This window comes from Streptomyces sp. NPDC050564, assembly GCF_044457265.1.
Classification (GTDB): domain Bacteria; phylum Actinomycetota; class Actinomycetes; order Streptomycetales; family Streptomycetaceae; genus Streptomyces.
In genome coordinates this window covers 32,589-49,396 of record NZ_JBITGS010000011.1, presented here as the reverse complement: position 1 = coordinate 49,396, position 16,808 = coordinate 32,589, and the positions used below count along the sequence as shown (strand labels likewise).

Here is a 16,808-nt window from a genome sequence, read left to right as displayed (position 1 = left end):
CATGGCAAAGGCACCCGTTCTCACGCCCCAGGCGGATGACTTCCCGCGCTGGTACCAGGACCTGATCAACAAGGCCGAGTTGGCCGACAACGGGCCGGTGCGCGGCACCATGGTCATCCGACCGTACGGGTACGGGCTGTGGGAGCGGATGCAGCAGGAGATGGACGCCCGCATCAAGGAGGCGGGCGCGCAGAACGCGTACTTCCCCCTCTTCATCCCGCAGTCGTACCTGACGAAGGAGGCCGAGCACGTCGAGGGCTTCGCCCCCGAGCTCGCGGTCGTCACGCACGGCGGCGGCAAGGCGTTGGAGGAGCCGGTCGTCGTCCGCCCCACCTCCGAGACGATCATCAACGACTACTTCTCCAAGTGGGTGCAGAGCTACCGCGACCTGCCGCTGCTGATCAACCAGTGGGCGAACGTGGTCCGTTGGGAGATGCGCCCGCGTGTGTTCCTCCGGACGACGGAATTCCTCTGGCAGGAGGGCCACACCGCCCACGCCACGTACGAGGACGCCCGGGACTACGCCGCGTACATCCACGAGAAGGTCTACGCGGACTTCATGGTGAACGTCCTCGGGATCGACGTGGTACTCGGGCGCAAGACACCCAGCGAGCGCTTCGCGGGTGCCATCAACACCCTCACGCTCGAAGCCATGATGGGTGACGGCAAGGCCCTCCAGATGGGCACCAGCCACGAGCTCGGGCAGAACTTCGCCAAGGCCTTCAACACCCAGTACCTGTCCAAGGAGGGCAAGCAGGAGCTCGTCTGGCAGACCTCCTGGGGGTCGTCGACCCGCATGGTGGGTGGCCTGATCATGTCGCACGGCGATGACAATGGGTTGCGGGTGCCGCCGCGGCTCGCCCCTGTACAGGCGGTCGTCCTCGCGATCAAGGGCGACGATGCGGTTCTGGCCAAGGTCCGCGAAATCGGCGATCAACTGAGGGCGGCGGGTGTACGCGTCCAAGTGGACGACCGTACGGACACCCCGTTCGGGCGCCGCGCCGTCGACTGGGAGCTCAAGGGCGTACCCGTACGCATCGAGGTCGGCCCCCGTGACCTGGAGAACGGCACCGCGATGCTGGCCCGCCGCATCCCTGGGCGTACCTCCCAGGCTTTCGGCACTGGGGGAGGCAAGGAGCCGGTGGCGATCGACGCGCTCGTGGGCCTGCTCCCCACGGTGCTCGAAGAGGACCAGGCACTGCTGCTGAAGCAGTCGCGCGAGCGCCGCGAGTCCCGTACCTCGCAGGTGTCGACGATCGAGGAGGCCGCCGAGGTGGCCACCGCCGGTGGCTGGGCGCGCATTCCCTGGGCCGACCTCGGCGAAGAGGGCGAGGCCAAGCTGGCCGAGCACTCCGTGACCGTACGGTGTCTGGTCGCCGAGGACGGGTCGGTGCCGGAAGCCGACGACGCACCGGGTAACGTCGCCGTCGTCGCGCGCGCTTACTGAGTAGGCCCCCAGGGCGACCGAAACGCCTCTTGCGCATCTGCTGACCTCAGGTGCCCCGGCGCGCGGACACCGTCTACGCGCCGGGGCGTACGTATGCCTACGTACCCCCTTGGTATGAGCTGTGAGACTTCTCCGCAGATCAGCGCACCCGCCCTCGTCAGGACGCATCAGCGGCAACTGACGGGTACGTGCAAATTATTTGGGATGCCCCGGAATAGGAACACAGAGGCACCCCGGCTCGTTGTCATTACGTGAGCACGACACCACCTGTTCTCGCCGCAGAGCTGGCAGGGGCGTGGGCCGACATTCAGCGGCACCACCCCGAACTGCCCGATCTTGCCGCGCCAGAGTCCCTGATCGGAGAGTCGTCGTCCGCCTGCGGGCACGAACTCTCCTTCGAGCGACTGCTTCACGAGGCAGTCCACGGCATCGCCGCCGCCCGAGGAGTCCGCGACACCTCTCGCGCCGGCCGGTATCACAACCGCAGATTCCTCGCGATTGCGGAAGAGTTGGGCCTCGACCATCCCGAGGAGCCGCATCCCAGCAGTGGCTTCTCGCTGGTCACGCTCAACCCCGAGGCGAAGCGCCGCTACCGCCCGACGATCGAGCGCCTGCAGCGCGCGCTCAAGGCCCACACGGTCGCGACCGCCGCCGACACCGCCCGTTCGTTCCGCGGCCCGGCTGCCCGCCACGGCTCCTCCGGGGGAGGCGTCCGCGTCAAGGCGGTGTGCGACTGCGGCCGCAATGTACGGGTCGTCCCGTCGGTACTGGCCCAGGCGCCGATCGTGTGCGGCGGATGCGGAAAGCCGTTCCGGATCCCGGAGGTCGTGGGCGCGGCGGCCTCGTAGCCCGCGGGCAGTCGTGCCGCCAGGGGCGGCACCCGTCCCGAAGAGAGACGGCACCCTGGGAGCGCCGGGTTGCGCAGTCGTCGGCAGTGGTCGGTAGCGGCATCTCGTGGATGCCGTCAGCCGCGGCCGACGTCGGACTCACCCCGGCGCCGAGTGCCGATGAGCCGTGCTCTGGGCGAGGGCTGCCCGGTGAAGGTGCCCCGTCAGGATGTGGCACAATGGCTAGCTGTACTCGACAGCCGCACAGGACCCCTCTCTCCTCCGGCTGACGCGTCCATCGGGCACTCGGGTACCGCAACCCCACGCGGCCATCTCGCCGTGCCCAACCACGTCAAGACCAGGAGACACCACTTCCGTGGCAGTCAAGATCAAGCTGAAGCGTCTGGGCAAGATCCGTTCGCCTCACTACCGCATCGTCGTCGCCGACTCCCGTACCCGCCGTGACGGCCGGGCCATCGAGGAGATCGGTCTGTACCACCCGGTGCAGAACCCCTCGCGCATCGAGGTCGACTCGGACCGCGCGCAGTACTGGCTGGGTGTCGGCGCGCAGCCGACCGAGCCGGTTCTCGCCATCCTGAAGCTGACCGGCGACTGGCAGAAGTTCAAGGGCCTGCCGGCCCCGGCTCCGCTGCTCGTGGCCGAGCCGAAGGCCGTGCGCCCGTCGTTCGACGCCCTTGGTGGCGACGACGAGGGCAAGGGTGAGGCCATCACCCAGAAGAAGAAGGCTGAGAAGAAGGACGAGGCTTCGGCCGAGTCCGAGTCGACCGAGGCCTGAGCATGCTCGAGGAGGCTCTCGAGCACCTCGTGAAGGGCATCGTCGACAACCCCGACGATGTGCAGGTCGCCTCGCGCAACCTGCGCCGCGGACGCGTTCTCGAGGTCCGGGTGCACCCCGACGACCTCGGCAAGGTGATCGGCCGCAACGGCCGCACCGCGCGCGCTCTGCGTACCGTCGTGGGCGCCATCGGCGGCCGCGGTGTCCGCGTCGACCTCGTCGACGTGGATCACGTCCGCTGACGTAAAGGCAGCACCGGCTCGGGCCGGGGAGGGCTTACGAGCCGTCCCCGGCCCGTAGTCGTACCGACAGGAGATCAAGCACAGTGCAGCTGGTAGTCGCTCGCGTCGGCCGCGCCCACGGCATCAAGGGCGAGGTCACCGTGGAGGTGCGTACGGACGAGCCGGAACTCAGGCTCGGGCCCGGCGCCGTCCTGCTCACCGACCCGGCCTCCGCCGGACCGCTGACCATCGAGACGGGCAGGGTGCACAGCGGCCGTCTGCTGCTGCGCTTCGAGGGCGTACGGGACCGGAACGCCGCCGAGGCACTGCGCAACACCCTGCTGATCGCAGAGGTCGACCCGGACGAGAAGCCCGAGGACCCCGACGAGTACTACGACCACCAGCTGATGGACCTGGACGTGGTCACCAGGGACGGTGCGGAGGTCGGACGGATCACGGAGATCTCGCATCTGCCTTCGCAGGACCTGTTCGTGGTCGAGCGCGCGGACGGGACCGAGGTCCTGATCCCGTTCGTCGAGGAGATCGTCGTCGAGATCGACCTTAAGGAGCAGCGGGCCGTCATCGACCCGCCGCCCGGCCTGATCGACGACCGGGCCGAGACCGTCTCCTCCCGGGACGAGGACGAGGCGTAATGCGGCTCGACGTCGTCACGATCTTCCCCGAGTACCTCGACCCCTTGAACGTCTCGCTCGTCGGCAAGGCGCGCGCGCGTGGACAGCTGAATGTGCACGTGCATGATCTTCGGGAGTGGACCTACGACCGTCACAACACGGTCGACGACACCCCGTACGGCGGCGGCCCCGGCATGGTCATGAAGACCGAGCCCTGGGGTGACGCCCTGGACTCCGTACTGGCGGACGGCTACGAGACCGGTTCCCACGGGCCCGTACTGGTGGTCCCCACGCCCAGCGGGCGCCCCTTCACCCAGGAGCTCGCCGTCGAGCTCTCCGAGCGCCCCTGGCTGGTCTTCACGCCCGCGCGCTATGAGGGCATCGACCGCCGTGTCATCGACGAGTACGCCACCCGGATGCCCGTCCACGAAGTGTCCATCGGCGACTACGTACTCGCCGGCGGCGAGGCGGCCGTGCTGGTCGTCACGGAGGCCGTGGCGCGGCTGCTGCCCGGCGTCCTCGGCAACGCCGAGTCCCACAGGGACGACTCCTTCGCCCCCGGGGCCATGGCCAACCTCCTGGAGGGGCCGGTTTACACCAAGCCCCCGGCGTGGCGCGGCCGTGAGATCCCCGAGGTACTGGTCAGCGGCCACCACGGGAAGATCGCCCGCTGGCGCCGCGACGAGGCCCTGCGCCGTACGACGGCGAACCGGCCCGACCTCATCGAGCGCTGCGACCCTTCCGTCTTCGACAAGAAGGACCGCGAAATGCTCTCGATCCTGGGCTGGCAGCCGGGTCCCGACGGCCGATTTTGGCGCAGCCCGGAGGCCGTGGAAGAATAGACCGCTGCTGTACGTCGTCCGGCGTGCGCCCCTGCCACAGGGGGACACGACGCCCGCCCCGACGCGGCAGCACCCTCTTGGAAAACTATCTCCCGTTGATGACCTGTGGCATCAGCGAAGAAAGCAGACGAAATGTCTCACCTGCTCGACTCCGTCGACAGCGCGTCGCTGCGCAGCGACATCCCGGCCTTCCGCCCGGGTGACACCGTCAACGTCCACGTCCGCGTCATCGAGGGCAACCGCTCCCGTGTGCAGCAGTTCAAGGGCGTAGTCATCCGCCGCCAGGGCGCCGGTGTCCGCGAGACCTTCACGGTCCGCAAGGTCTCCTTCTCGGTCGGCGTCGAGCGCACCTTCCCGGTGCACACCCCGATCGTCGAGAAGATCGAGCTCGTCACCCGTGGTGACGTGCGTCGCGCGAAGCTGTACTACCTGCGTGACCTCCGCGGCAAGGCCGCGAAGATCAAGGAGAAGCGCGAGAGCTGAGCTCACATCGGGGTTCAAAGCGGGGCCGGATAACATCTGGCCCCGATGGACACCGAAGCACAGCCTGTGGAGCGCGACCGCTCCTCCCGCCCTTGCGAATCCGAGAACGCCTCGGACACGGATGGGCCGGAGGGTCGGTCGCGTTTCGCGTTGGTGGACCGGGTCGCGCACTGGCTCCCGGGCGGGCGGATCACCCTGACCGTGCTGGTCTGCCTGGTTTTTCTGCTGCTCGTCAGCCGGTTCGTGATGCAGCCGTTCCAAATTCCCAGCGGCTCGATGGAGTCGGGATTGAGGATCGGAGACCGCGTTCTCGTAAATAAGTTGGCGTACCGTTTTGGTGCTGAGCCGCGGCGGGGCGACGTCGTTGTGTTCGACGGCACTGGGTATTTCGGGAACGCCGACTACATCAAGCGCGTCGTCGGTGTGGGGGGAGACCATGTGGTCTGCTGCGACAAGGAAGGGAGGCTCGAAGTGAACGGCCGGTCGATCGACGAGTCGACGTTTCTGTATGCCGGGGACAGTCCGTCCGACGTGCGCTTCGACGTCGTCGTGCCCGACGGCTCCCTCTTTCTTCTCGGTGACCACCGCAGCGACTCCAGCGACTCCCGCGACCACCTGGGCTCGCCCGGCGGAGGCATGATCCCCGTCTCCGACGTCATCGGCAGAGCCGACTGGATCGCCTGGCCGGCCGATCATTGGACCCGGCTGACGCGGCCCGACGCCTACGCGCGCGTGCCCGCCGCGGACGGTGCCCATGGGTAACCGTGGCAAACCGCGCGGGGTCTCCACCAGCGCCGCGGACAACCTGCTGCCCACCGGCACCCGGCGCGCCTCCGGGGGCGCGGTCCGGCCCAGCCGTGTGGAGCGACGCAAGCTCGCCCGCAAGATCAAGCGGCGCAGGCGGCGCTCGGCGATCAAGGAGGTACCCCTCCTGGTCGGCGTCGCGGTGCTGATAGCGCTGGTCCTCAAGACCTTCCTCGTCCAGGCCTTCGTGATCCCGTCGGGCTCCATGGAGAACACGATCCAGATCGGTGACCGCGTCCTGGTCGACAAACTCACCCCCTGGTTCGGCTCCAAGCCCCAGCGCGGTGACGTCGTCGTCTTCAAGGACCCCGGAGGCTGGCTCACGGCCGAGGAGACCAAGAAGAAGGACGACCCCGTTGTCGTCAAGCAGGTCAAGGAAGGGCTGACCTTCATCGGCCTGCTGCCGTCCGACAACGAGAAGGACCTCATCAAGCGGGTCGTGGGCGTCGGCGGCGACACGGTCAAGTGCTGTGACACGCAAGGCCGGGTGACCGTCAACGGCACGCCGCTGACCGAGCCCTACATCTACGCCGGCGACAAGCCGTCGGACTTCGCCTTCGAGGTGAAGGTGCCCCAGGGCCGCCTGTTCGTTCTGGGCGACCACCGAGGCAACTCCGCCGACTCCCGTTACCACCGCACGGACAAGTTCAGCGGTACGGTCGCCGAGAAGTCGGTCGTCGGCCGGGCCATGCTCATCGGCTGGCCCGTCGGTCACTGGACCCGTCTGAAGGAGCCGAGCACCTTCGCCACTGTCGCCGACGCGCCTGGAGGGTCGACGTCCGCTCTCGCCCAGTCGCATAGGGTGGCCCCTGCGGATCCAGATGGATTGATCCCCCTCCCGAGCCCTGCGGAACTCCCGCTCGTTATGGGAGTGGTGGGCCTGCGTCGAATTCGACGACGCGGGCGGCGGCACGGAGTGAGGAGTGGATGTGGGGGATGTGGCGGTCGGCGCACGGTCCGGACACGAGGGTCCCGAAGGGCAGCCGGAGCGGCCCGACGATTCGGCTTCCCCGGCCGTAGAGGGCGCATCCGGCTCCGGGAGTGAGTCCGAGGGCGGCAGCGCTGCGACCGAGCGCGCCGAGCAGGACGCGAAGTCGAAGAAGCAGCGCTCCTTCTGGAAGGAGCTGCCGATCCTGATCGGCATCGCCCTGGTCCTCGCGCTGCTGATCAAGACGTTCCTGGTGCAGGCGTTCTCGATCCCCTCGGACTCGATGCAGAACACCCTCCAGCAGGGCGACCGTGTCCTGGTCGACAAGCTGACCCCGTGGTTCGGCTCCGAGCCGGAGCGCGGCGAGGTCGTCGTCTTCCACGACCCCGACAACTGGCTGGCGGGCGAGCCCACGGCCAACCCGAACGCTCTGCAGACGGTCCTCAGTTGGATCGGCCTGATGCCGTCCGCCGAGGAGAAGGACCTCATCAAGCGGGTCATCGGCGTCGGCGGTGACACCATCCAGTGCAAGGGCACCGGCCCGCTGACCGTCAACGGCAAGGCGCTGAACGAGCCGTACGTGTACCCCGGCAACACCCCGTGCAGCGTCGACGAAGACGGCGGCCAGTTCAAGGTCAAGGTCCCCAAGGGCATGATCTGGGTGATGGGTGACCACCGCCAGAACTCGCGGGACTCGCGCTACAACCAGATGGACAAGCACCACGGCATGGTCCCCGTCGACAAGGTCGTCGGCCGCGCCATCGTGAAGGCCTGGCCCATCAACCGCTGGGGCACCCTCCCGGTCCCGGACACCTTCGGCCAGACCGGTCTGAGCGACCAGGCGGCGGCCGCGGTCACCTCGCCGGCTGCCGTGGCGCTCGTGGGGGCGGTACCGCTGGTGCTGGTGCGACGGAAGCGGAAGTCGTCCAAGTAACGCGCTGAAGCGTCCCCTTGGGGCCGGTGACTCGGATTCGTCCGGGCCCCCGGCCCCTCGGCCGTAACGGGTGCTCGGCAGCACGTCGAGGCGTCGGCCGGACGGGCGCATTCCGGAACCGGCAAGTGTGATCGCATCATGGGCTGACTGCGCACCGTACCCCCGGGTAAGGTGCGGACCCATGGGTGGCGAGAGCACGACACGTACGGCCCCGCGCAGCGGTGGCGCAAGCAAGGCACAGGCGGGTGGCAAGGTCGGACAGAGGCTGTCCGGACTCGCTGTCGCGCTGGGCCTGGTGCTGTTCCTCGGAGGTTTCGCCTGGGGGGCGGTGGTCTACCGGCCGTACACCGTGCCCACCAGTTCGATGACCCCGACGATCGACGCCGGTGACCGGGTACTGGCACAGCGCATCGACGGTGGCGAGGTACGCCGCGGTGACGTCGTCGTCTTCCATGACAAGACCTGGGTCACCAACGCGCCCGTGGTCAAGCGCGTGGTCGCCGTCGGCGGCGACACGGTCTCCTGCTGCACCAACGGCAAGCTGACCGTCAACGGCAAGCAGATCGACGAACCGTATCTGCCCAAGGGCAGTCTGGCCGAGATCACGAAGATCCCGACCGTGAAGGTGCCCGAGGGGCGCCTGTTCCTGCTCGGCGACGAACGCCAGGGCTCCCTGGACTCCAGCGCCCATCTCACGGATGCGGCCAGCGGCACGGTGTCCCGCAATGCCGTGACCGCCAGGGTCGACGCCGTCGCCTGGCCCATGAACGGCATGCTGAAGCGGCCGACCGGCTTCGAGACCCTGGGCAGCCTTTCCCAGCCGGGACCGCTGCGCCTGATGGTCGGCGCGGTGATCGCCGGTGCGGTGCTCGTCCTGGGCGGCGCGGCGTACGGTCCGATCGCGGGCCGACGCAGCCGGGCCCGGACGGAGCTCGCGGGTGCCCGCTGAGGTGTCCTACGACGAACCTCCGCACGACGCTGGTACGGGGACCCGGGACGAGTGCCGGAGCGGCCTGCGGAAGGTCGCCCGTGTGGTGCTGCTCGACCCCGAGGAGCGCATTCTGCTGCTGCACGGGCACGAGCCGGACGACCCCGCCGACGACTGGTGGTTCACGCCCGGCGGCGGCATCGAGGGCGCCGAGACCCGTGAGCAGGCCGCGCTGCGCGAGCTGGCGGAGGAGACCGGAATCACCGAGGTCGAGCTGGGCCCGGTGCTCTGGCGGCGGATGTGCTCCTTCCCGTTCGCGGGGCGCCGCTGGGACCAGGACGAGTGGTACTACCTGGCCCGTACGACCCGGACGGCCACGGTGGCCACGGGGCTGACGGACCTGGAGCGGCGCAGTGTCGCCGGAGCGCGCTGGTGGACGTGCCAGGAACTGACCGAGGCACATGAGACGGTGTATCCGACCAGACTCGCCGAGCTGCTGCGCAGGGTGCTCGACGAGGGTCCCCCGGCCACGCCCGAGGTCCTCGACACGGAAATCGTCTAGGGGCTCGCGAGGCTGGCGCACAATAGGGGGACGCACGGCTGAAGGGGAACATGCCATGAGCGCCGAGGACCTCGAGAAGTACGAGACCGAGATGGAGCTGAAGCTCTATCGGGAGTACCGCGATGTCGTCGGTCTGTTCAAATATGTGATCGAGACCGAACGGCGCTTCTACCTCACCAATGACTACGAGATGCAGGTGCACTCGGTCCAGGGCGAGGTGTTTTTCGAGGTGTCCATGGCGGATGCCTGGGTGTGGGACATGTACCGACCCGCTCGCTTCGTGAAGCAGGTACGCGTCCTCACGTTCAAGGACGTGAATATCGAGGAGCTGAACAAGAGCGACCTGGAGCTGCCCGGCGGCTGATGACGTGGGGTGCGACGCGGCGGCTGTGACGTGCCGCCGTGACGTGTGGTGACCGCTCGTGCGGGTGACGGAGTTTTCCACAATCATCCGCTCGTTCACCAAGATCCAATAGCGGGTCGAAGTGGCCGCACTGTTGGCGCCGGAGGTGGTGCCGACATGAACACACCCCAGGCACACAGGGCACTCGGCAAGTACGGTGAGGATCTGGCCGCGCGGCGGCTGACAGCGACCGGGATGACGGTCCTGGCACGCAACTGGCGCTGCGGCAGGACCGGCGAAATCGACATCGTGGCCCGTGACGGCGACGCGCTGGTCGTCTGCGAGGTCAAGACCCGCAAGGCGGGCGCCTTCGAGCACCCGATGGCGGCCGTCACCCCGGCCAAGGCCCAGCGCCTGCGTGGCCTGGCCGAGCGCTGGCTGCAGGAACACGGCGGGGCACCACCCGGCGGCGTCCGCATCGACCTGATCGGCGTCGTCCTCCCCGACCGCGGCGCGCCCGTGGTCGAACACGCGCGGGGGGTTGCCTGATGGGATTCGCGCGTACATGTTCCGTGGCGCTCGTCGGCGTCGAGGGCGTCGTGGTCGAGGTCCAGGCCGACCTGGAGCCCGGCGTCGCGGCCTTCACCCTGGTCGGCCTCCCCGACAAGAGTCTGATCGAGAGCAAGGACCGGGTTCGGGCGGCAGTGGTGAACTCCGGCGCGTCCTGGCCCCAGAAGAAGCTCACGGTGGGGTTGAGTCCGGCGTCGGTGCCCAAGGGCGGCAGTGGGTTCGATCTCGCGGTTGCCTGTGCGGTCCTCGGGGCTTCCGAGCGGATCGATCCACGGGTGCTCTCCGACATCGTGATGATCGGGGAGCTCGGGCTGGACGGACGGGTTCGGCCGGTGCGGGGTGTGCTGCCGGCGGTGCTGGCTGCGGCGGACGCCGGGTACGAGCAGGTGGTGGTGCCGGAGTGCGCGGCGACGGAGGCCTCGCTGGTGCCGGGTGTCTCGGTGCTCGGGGTGCGCAGTCTGCGCCAGCTGATCGCGGTGCTCACGGACGAGCCGGTGCCCGAGGAGGAGCCGGATGAACAGGGGCGGCCGGATCCGCTGCTGGCGGGCCTGCGCGTGCCCGGCACGGGGGAGGCGACCGGCCTGTGCGGCGGCGCCGTGCCCGAGCACGACCAGGGTCATGATCTCTCCGACGTGGTCGGCCAGATGTCGGCGCGCACCGCGATGGAGGTCGCGGCAGCGGGCGGGCACCATGTCTTCCTGCAAGGGCCACCCGGTGCGGGCAAGACGATGCTCGCCGAGCGGATGCCGTCACTCATGCCGCGCCTCACCCGGCAGGAATCCCTTGAGGTGACGGCGATCCATTCGGTCGCGGGCCTGCTGCCGCCGGGCCGGCCGATGGTGGACGTCCCGCCGTACTGCGCACCCCACCACTCGGCGACGATGCAGTCCCTCGTCGGCGGCGGCAAGGGGCTCGCCCGGCCGGGCGCGGTGTCGTTGTCGCACCGCGGGGTGCTCTTCCTGGACGAGGCGCCGGAGTTCAGCAGTTTCGCGCTCGATGCCCTGCGGCAGCCCTTGGAGGCGGGGCATGTCGTGATCGCGCGCAGCGCCGGTGTCGTGCGGTTCCCGGCGAAGTTTCTGATGGTGCTCGCCGCCAACCCCTGCCCGTGCGGGCGCTTCAGCGTGGCGAACGACTTCTGCGAGTGCCCGCCGTCTTCCGTACGCCGCTACCAGGCCAGGCTTTCCGGGCCGCTGCTCGACCGGGTCGATCTGCGGGTGGCGGTCGAGCCGGTCACCCGTTCCGAACTGACGGCGCGCGGTGCCCAGGGTGAGCCGACGCGGACGGTGGCCGACCGGGTGAGCGCTGCCCGCGAGCGTGCCGCCGCGCGTTTGACCGACACTCCGTGGCATACGAACAGCGAGGTGCCGGGACGCGAACTGCGCAGCCGGTGGCAGGCACTGCCGGGAGCGATGGACGAGGCGGAGCGCGGACTGGAGCGCGGTGTGCTGACCGCACGCGGCCTGGACCGGGTGCTCCGCGTGGCGTGGACGGTCGCTGACCTGTCGGGACACGACCGACCCGATGCCGGGGATGTAGCCCTGGCTCTTCAGCTGCGCACCGGCATCCCGCGAGGGGTGCCGATGATGATCGGCTCGCCGAAATGACGGACGACGAGCGCATGGCCCGCGTCGCGCTCGCCCGAGTCATGGAACCCGGGGACGAGGTCGGTGGGCGATGGCTGCGGGAGTTCGGGGCTGTCGAGGTCGCGCGGCGGCTGGTGCAGGGCGGCGAGCCGCTGCCGGGGGTGAGTGAGAAGCGATGGGAGGGGCTGCGGGGGCGGTCCGGCCGGGTGCGGCCGGAGCGGGATCTGGCTCAGGCACGGCATGCCGGGGTGAGGTTCATCTGTCCCGGTGAGCCCGAATGGCCCGCGCAACTCGACGATCTGGGGGACGCCCGGCCCACGGGCCTGTGGGTACGGGGGCACCCCAGTCTGCGGATATGGGCGCTGCGCTCCGTCGCCGTCGTCGGAGCCCGGGCCTGCACCGAGTACGGCGCCCACATGGCGGCCACCCTCGGTGCCGGTCTCGCGGAGCGCGGCTGGGTGGTCGTGTCCGGCGGTGCCTACGGCGTGGACGGCGCCGCGCACCGGGGTGTCCTCGGGGCGGGCGGCGCCACTGTCGCCGTGCTGGCCTGCGGCGTCGACCGGCCCTACCCGCGCGGGCACACCGAGTTGATCACCAGAATCGCGGAACAGGGTCTGGTGGTCGGGGAGTTGCCGCCAGGCGACCACCCGACACCGAGCAGATTCATTCTCAGGAACCGGGTCATCGCGGCGCTCACCCGGGGGACCGTGGTCGTCGAGGCGGCGTATCGCAGCGGTGCGCTGGTCACAGCCCGTGCGGCGCAACGGCTCGGGCGGTTCACGATGGGGGTGCCGGGCCCCGCCACGAGCGGACTGTCGGCGGGGGTGCACGAACTGCTCCGCGGTGAGGCAGTGCTGGTCTCCGACGCCGCGGAAGTCGCCGAACTGGTGGGTGACATGGGTGAACTGGCCCCCGACCGCCGTGGGCCCGTGCTGCCGCGCGACCTGCTGGACCCGGGCGCCGGACGCGTGCTGGCCGCGTTGCCGGCGCGCGCTCTGGCGGAAGCGCAGGAGATCGCCCGGGGCGCGGGGACCACCGTGGACGAAGCGGTCGGGAGACTGTACGAACTCCGAGCACTTGGTTTCGTCGAACGACACGGCGACGGCTGGAAGTTGACACGCCAGGCGATGATCTCCGTCCGTGACGATCAGGGACGCTGCTGACCCAGCGTGTTCGGCCGTCCGGGCGAACGCCGACACCCTTGGGAATTCCCGCAGTTGGCGTCTCTCGGTCGTCACGCAGCGCAATCGTCGTGACGCCGGGAGATGCTCGGCGGAATGCCTCTGCGTGCGGGTGATCCGCAGTTCTTCGCGCACTGCGACACCCCAGTCACGCTACGCTCACGAGGATTCCGACTCAGACCGACAATCTCGACACCAGACCGACAGGTCACCCAGGTACTCCCAGTTCACGGCAGAACGGCACAAGGCGACGAATGCCCCAGCACACCTCCGGGTCCGACCGGGCGGCGAGCCCGCCAGCCGCCCGCGACGGCGGTAGCGTGCGCCCGCCCGCTCCCTCGACGCTCGATGAACTGTGGCGGTCGTACAAGGCGACGGGTGACGAGCGGCTGCGGGAACAGCTGATCCTGCACTACTCGCCTTTGGTGAAGTACGTCGCGGGGCGGGTGAGCGTGGGTCTGCCGGCCAATGTCGAGCAGGCCGACTTCGTCTCCTCGGGCGTGTTCGGGCTGATCGACGCGATCGAGAAGTTCGACATCGAGCGGGAGATCAAGTTCGAGACGTACGCGATCACGCGGATCCGGGGCGCGATGATCGACGAGCTGCGGGCACTGGACTGGATCCCGCGGTCGGTGCGGCAGAAGGCGCGCAACGTGGAGCGGGCGTACGCGACGCTGGAGGCACGGCTGCGGCGCACCCCGTCGGAGTGCGAGGTGGCCTCCGAGATGGGCATCGCGGTGGAGGATCTCCATGCGGTGTTCAGCCAGTTGTCGCTGGCGAATGTGGTGGCTCTGGAGGAGCTGTTGCATGTCGGCGGCGAGGGCGGTGACCGGCTGAGCTTGATGGACACGCTGGAGGACACCGCCGCCGACAATCCCGTCGAGGTGGCTGAGGACCGAGAGCTGCGGAGGTTTCTGGCGCGGGCGATCAATACGCTCCCCGACCGGGAGAAGACCGTCGTCACCCTCTATTACTACGAGGGGCTCACGCTCGCGGAGATCGGCAACGTGCTGGGGGTGACCGAGAGCCGGGTGAGTCAGATCCATACCAAGTCGGTCCTCCAACTGCGTGCCAAGCTGGCGAGTTTCGGCCGCTGAGCGCGGCGGTGGCACGCTGCTGAATCGTCCCTGCCCAGCAAGTGTCCGGGCTCCGCTCCACCGGGCGGTTGGGTGGAGTGACTGCCGTTCGGGGTGGTCCGTCCGTACAGTGGTTGACGTGCCAAGGATTCGAGCGGCCTCCGTGGCCGAGCACCGGTCGATGCAGCGAGCCGCCCTGCTGGACGCGGCGCGCTCCCTGCTGTCCGAGGGCGGGACGGAGGCTCTGACCTTCCCGGCTCTCGCCGAGCGCACGGGGCTCGCGCGGTCCTCCGTGTACGAGTACTTCCGGTCGCGGGCGGCCGTCGTCGAGGAGCTGTGCGAGGTCGACTTTCCCGTCTGGGCGGCGGAGGTTTCGGCGGCGATGGAGCGGGCCTCCTCTCCGGAGGGCAAGGTCGAGGCCTATGTTCGGCAGCAGCTGGCGTTGGTCGGGGACCGGCGGCACCGGGCCGTGGTCGCCATCTCGGCGAGCGAGCTCGATGCCGGGGCGCGGGAGAAGATCCGTGCGGCTCACGGCGGGCTCGTGGCGATGATCGTCGAGGCGCTGGGAGAGATGGGGCACGGGGAACCGCGGCTGGCCGCGATGCTGCTCCAGGGTGTGGTGGATGCGGCTGTGCGGCGGATTGAGCTGGGGGCGGCGGAGGATCCTTCGGCGATCACCGAGGCGGCCGTTGGGATGGCCCTTCGGGGCGTTCGGGGCTGAGTCCGTTCTTGATCGCTTTGCCCACAACTACGTGGGTTGCCCGCCCTCAGCGGCACGCATGCGCACAGCTGCGTGGGGCGGCCGTGCGTCTGCCCACGGCTAGGACGGTTTTCCGATCACCGGCAGCAAGCGTGACGGCCCTCTGTGCAGCAGCCATGGCGGGAGCAGGGAGAGCGGGTCCAGGTAGGTCTTGCCTCTCAGCAGTCCCCAGTGCAGGCAGGACGTCGGGCAGTGGGAACCGCCCGGCTCCACCGTGCCCAGGACCTCGCCCGTCGTCACCTCGTCGTCCTTCTTCACCGAGGCCCGTACCGGTCCGTAGGTCGTCCGCAAGGGTGGCGTTCCGGTGCCCGACAGTTCCACCGAGACGACACCGCGACCCGCGACCCTGCCGGCGAAGGACACGCGCCCGGGTGCGACCGCCCGTACGGCTGTCCCGGGGGTCGCCGCCAGATCCACGCCGCGGTGGCCCCGGCCGTAAGGCGTCGCCGGGGGTCCCCAGCCTCGTACGACCATTGGGCGTAGACCCACCGGCCACGTACGGGCGACGGTCGGGACCGTCGGATCGGGGCCCGGTGGTTCCGGTGTTCCCGGCGGGGCGAGTGTCGCCGTCGCGGGCGTGCGGGCCAGAGCCGACGGGCTCAGCGTCCCCAGCACGGTCACCGTCATGCCCAGCAGCAACCCCAGCCACGTACGCACACATCGTTTCGCTCGCATGCGAGAACCGTCCCGCATCGGGCGGATCATGGCCGGGATCTGTGGAGTACCGGCCGGTTGTGGACGGTGGCGTCACCCGGTGCCTCTCGGGTCCCGTACACTTCTGATGGCGATCCGGGTCACCGGGTCGACTTCGCACGCCCCGACACCTGGTCATCAAAAACCGGTGTCAGCGCCTCTCGGTCCCCAGTGGCAAGGCGCATCGCGGGCGTCAGGCGCGAGTGCCGTCCGGCACACGCGGCACAACCGAGAACACCAAGGAGAACGGCCATGGCCGTCGTCACGATGCGGGAGCTGCTGGAGAGCGGCGTCCACTTCGGTCACCAGACTCGTCGCTGGAACCCGAAGATGAAGCGCTTCATCTTCACCGAGCGCAACGGCATCTACATCATCGACCTGCTCCAGTCGCTGTCGTACATCGACCGCGCCTACGAGTTCGTCAAGGAGACCGTCGCCCACGGCGGCACGGTCATGTTCGTCGGCACGAAGAAGCAGGCGCAGGAGGCCATCGCCGAGCAGGCCACCCGCGTCGGCATGCCCTACGTCAACCAGCGCTGGCTGGGCGGCATGCTCACCAACTTCTCCACCGTCTACAAGCGTCTGCAGCGCCTCAAGGAGCTCGAGCAGATCGACTTCGAGGACGTCGCCGCTTCCGGTCTGACCAAGAAGGAGCTTCTCGTGCTCTCGCGCGAGAAGGCCAAGCTGGAGAAGACCCTCGGTGGTATCCGCGAGATGCAGAAGGTGCCCAGCGCCGTCTGGATCGTGGACACCAAGAAGGAGCACATCGCGGTCGGCGAGGCCCGGAAGCTCAACATCCCGGTCGTCGCCATCCTCGACACCAACTGTGACCCCGACGAGGTCGACTACAAGATCCCGGGCAACGACGACGCGATCCGCTCCGTCACCCTGCTCACCCGCGTGATCGCCGACGCCGTCGCCGAGGGCCTCATCGCCCGTTCCGGCGCCGGCAAGGCCGAGGGTGAGAAGGCTGCGGGCGAGCCGCTCGCCGAGTGGGAGCGCGACCTGCTCGAGGGCGAGAAGAAGGCCGACGAGGCCGAGGCCCCCGCCGCCGAGGCTGCTGCTGAGGCCCCCGCCGCTGAGGCTCCGGCCGAGGCTGCTGCTGAGGCCCCCGCCGCCGAGGCCCCGGCCGCGGACGCCGAGCAGGCCTGACCCCTCACCCCTTCGGGTTGTGAACGGCGGGGGCCCCAAAGCCCCC

20 protein-coding genes are annotated in these 16,808 nt (G+C 69.2%); 19 read left to right on the top strand and 1 reads right to left on the bottom strand.

What is annotated here, in order from left to right; genetic code table 11:
* Window position 1 precedes the first annotated feature (1 nt).
* The 18 genes from proS (at window position 2) to ACIBK0_RS18880 (ending at window position 14,878) form a co-directional block, all read left to right on the top strand.
* On the top strand, window positions 2-1,447 hold the full coding sequence (proS, locus tag ACIBK0_RS18965) for a proline--tRNA ligase (protein WP_399081059.1): 1,446 nt from the start codon (window positions 2-4) through the stop codon (window positions 1,445-1,447).
* 251 nt (window positions 1,448-1,698) lie between these two features.
* Complete coding sequence (locus tag ACIBK0_RS18960; protein WP_369249461.1) at window positions 1,699-2,295, top strand: hypothetical protein; 597 nt, start codon at window positions 1,699-1,701, stop codon at window positions 2,293-2,295.
* A 355-nt stretch (window positions 2,296-2,650) separates the two neighbouring features.
* A complete protein-coding gene (gene rpsP, locus ACIBK0_RS18955) occupies window positions 2,651-3,070 on the top strand; it encodes a 30S ribosomal protein S16 (protein WP_399081056.1) in 420 nt (139 codons plus the stop codon).
* A 2-nt stretch (window positions 3,071-3,072) separates the two neighbouring features.
* Complete coding sequence (locus tag ACIBK0_RS18950; RefSeq protein ID WP_003973401.1) at window positions 3,073-3,312, top strand: RNA-binding protein; 240 nt, start codon at window positions 3,073-3,075, stop codon at window positions 3,310-3,312.
* Between the two features lie 83 nt (window positions 3,313-3,395).
* A complete protein-coding gene (gene rimM, locus ACIBK0_RS18945; protein WP_399081054.1) occupies window positions 3,396-3,944 on the top strand; it encodes a ribosome maturation factor RimM in 549 nt (182 codons plus the stop codon).
* Window positions 3,944-4,765 carry a tRNA (guanosine(37)-N1)-methyltransferase TrmD gene (gene trmD / locus ACIBK0_RS18940; protein WP_399081051.1) on the top strand — a complete coding sequence of 274 codons (822 nt, stop codon included), beginning with the start codon at window positions 3,944-3,946 and terminating at the stop codon, window positions 4,763-4,765. Before rimM ends, trmD begins: the two co-directional genes overlap by 1 nt.
* A 132-nt stretch (window positions 4,766-4,897) precedes the next feature.
* Complete coding sequence (rplS, locus tag ACIBK0_RS18935; protein WP_030675924.1) at window positions 4,898-5,248, top strand: 50S ribosomal protein L19; 351 nt, start codon at window positions 4,898-4,900, stop codon at window positions 5,246-5,248.
* A 45-nt stretch (window positions 5,249-5,293) separates the two neighbouring features.
* Window positions 5,294-6,010, top strand: a complete 717-nt coding sequence (lepB, locus tag ACIBK0_RS18930; RefSeq protein WP_399081049.1) for a signal peptidase I — start codon at window positions 5,294-5,296, stop codon at window positions 6,008-6,010.
* Entirely contained in the window at window positions 6,003-7,097 is a 1,095-nt protein-coding gene (gene lepB / locus ACIBK0_RS18925) for a signal peptidase I (protein ID WP_399081047.1), read from the top strand. Before lepB (ACIBK0_RS18930) ends, lepB (ACIBK0_RS18925) begins: the two co-directional genes overlap by 8 nt.
* Window positions 6,982-7,914, top strand: coding sequence for a signal peptidase I (gene lepB, locus ACIBK0_RS18920; protein ID WP_399081045.1), 933 nt, complete (start codon window positions 6,982-6,984; stop codon window positions 7,912-7,914). The genes lepB (ACIBK0_RS18925) and lepB (ACIBK0_RS18920) overlap by 116 nt, the downstream gene beginning before the upstream one ends.
* A 181-nt stretch (window positions 7,915-8,095) precedes the next feature.
* Entirely contained in the window at window positions 8,096-8,863 is a 768-nt protein-coding gene (gene lepB, locus ACIBK0_RS18915; RefSeq protein ID WP_399081042.1) for a signal peptidase I, read from the top strand.
* Window positions 8,864-8,927: 64 nt separating this feature from the next.
* A complete protein-coding gene (locus ACIBK0_RS18910) occupies window positions 8,928-9,404 on the top strand; it encodes an NUDIX hydrolase (RefSeq protein WP_399081409.1) in 477 nt (158 codons plus the stop codon).
* Between the two features lie 55 nt (window positions 9,405-9,459).
* The gene (locus ACIBK0_RS18905; protein ID WP_003965949.1) at window positions 9,460-9,768 is read left to right on the top strand and encodes a DUF2469 domain-containing protein; all 309 of its coding nucleotides are present in this window, start codon (window positions 9,460-9,462) and stop codon (window positions 9,766-9,768) included.
* A gap of 156 nt (window positions 9,769-9,924) precedes the next feature.
* Window positions 9,925-10,296, top strand: coding sequence for a YraN family protein (locus tag ACIBK0_RS18900; protein WP_399081040.1), 372 nt, complete (start codon window positions 9,925-9,927; stop codon window positions 10,294-10,296).
* Window positions 10,296-11,921: a YifB family Mg chelatase-like AAA ATPase gene (locus tag ACIBK0_RS18895; protein WP_399081038.1), complete on the top strand. Its 1,626-nt coding sequence runs from the start codon at window positions 10,296-10,298 to the stop codon at window positions 11,919-11,921. The genes ACIBK0_RS18900 and ACIBK0_RS18895 overlap by 1 nt, the downstream gene beginning before the upstream one ends.
* Window positions 11,918-13,063 (top strand): DNA-processing protein DprA, encoded by a 1,146-nt coding sequence (dprA, locus tag ACIBK0_RS18890; protein WP_399081036.1) that lies wholly within the window; start codon window positions 11,918-11,920, stop codon window positions 13,061-13,063. The genes ACIBK0_RS18895 and dprA overlap by 4 nt, the downstream gene beginning before the upstream one ends.
* Window positions 13,064-13,335: 272 nt before the next feature.
* The gene (whiG, locus tag ACIBK0_RS18885) at window positions 13,336-14,178 is read left to right on the top strand and encodes an RNA polymerase sigma factor WhiG (RefSeq protein WP_399081034.1); all 843 of its coding nucleotides are present in this window, start codon (window positions 13,336-13,338) and stop codon (window positions 14,176-14,178) included.
* Between the two features lie 142 nt (window positions 14,179-14,320).
* Window positions 14,321-14,878: a TetR/AcrR family transcriptional regulator gene (locus ACIBK0_RS18880; RefSeq protein ID WP_399081407.1), complete on the top strand. Its 558-nt coding sequence runs from the start codon at window positions 14,321-14,323 to the stop codon at window positions 14,876-14,878.
* 99 nt (window positions 14,879-14,977) lie between these two features.
* On the opposite strand, the gene ACIBK0_RS18875 is transcribed toward ACIBK0_RS18880, so the two are convergent.
* Entirely contained in the window at window positions 14,978-15,592 is a 615-nt protein-coding gene (locus tag ACIBK0_RS18875; RefSeq protein WP_399081032.1) for a murein hydrolase activator EnvC family protein, read from the bottom strand.
* A 270-nt stretch (window positions 15,593-15,862) separates the two neighbouring features.
* Here ACIBK0_RS18875 and rpsB point away from each other — a divergent pair, with 270 nt between their 5' ends.
* Window positions 15,863-16,762: a 30S ribosomal protein S2 gene (gene rpsB / locus ACIBK0_RS18870; protein WP_399081030.1), complete on the top strand. Its 900-nt coding sequence runs from the start codon at window positions 15,863-15,865 to the stop codon at window positions 16,760-16,762.
* Window positions 16,763-16,808 lie beyond the last annotated feature (46 nt).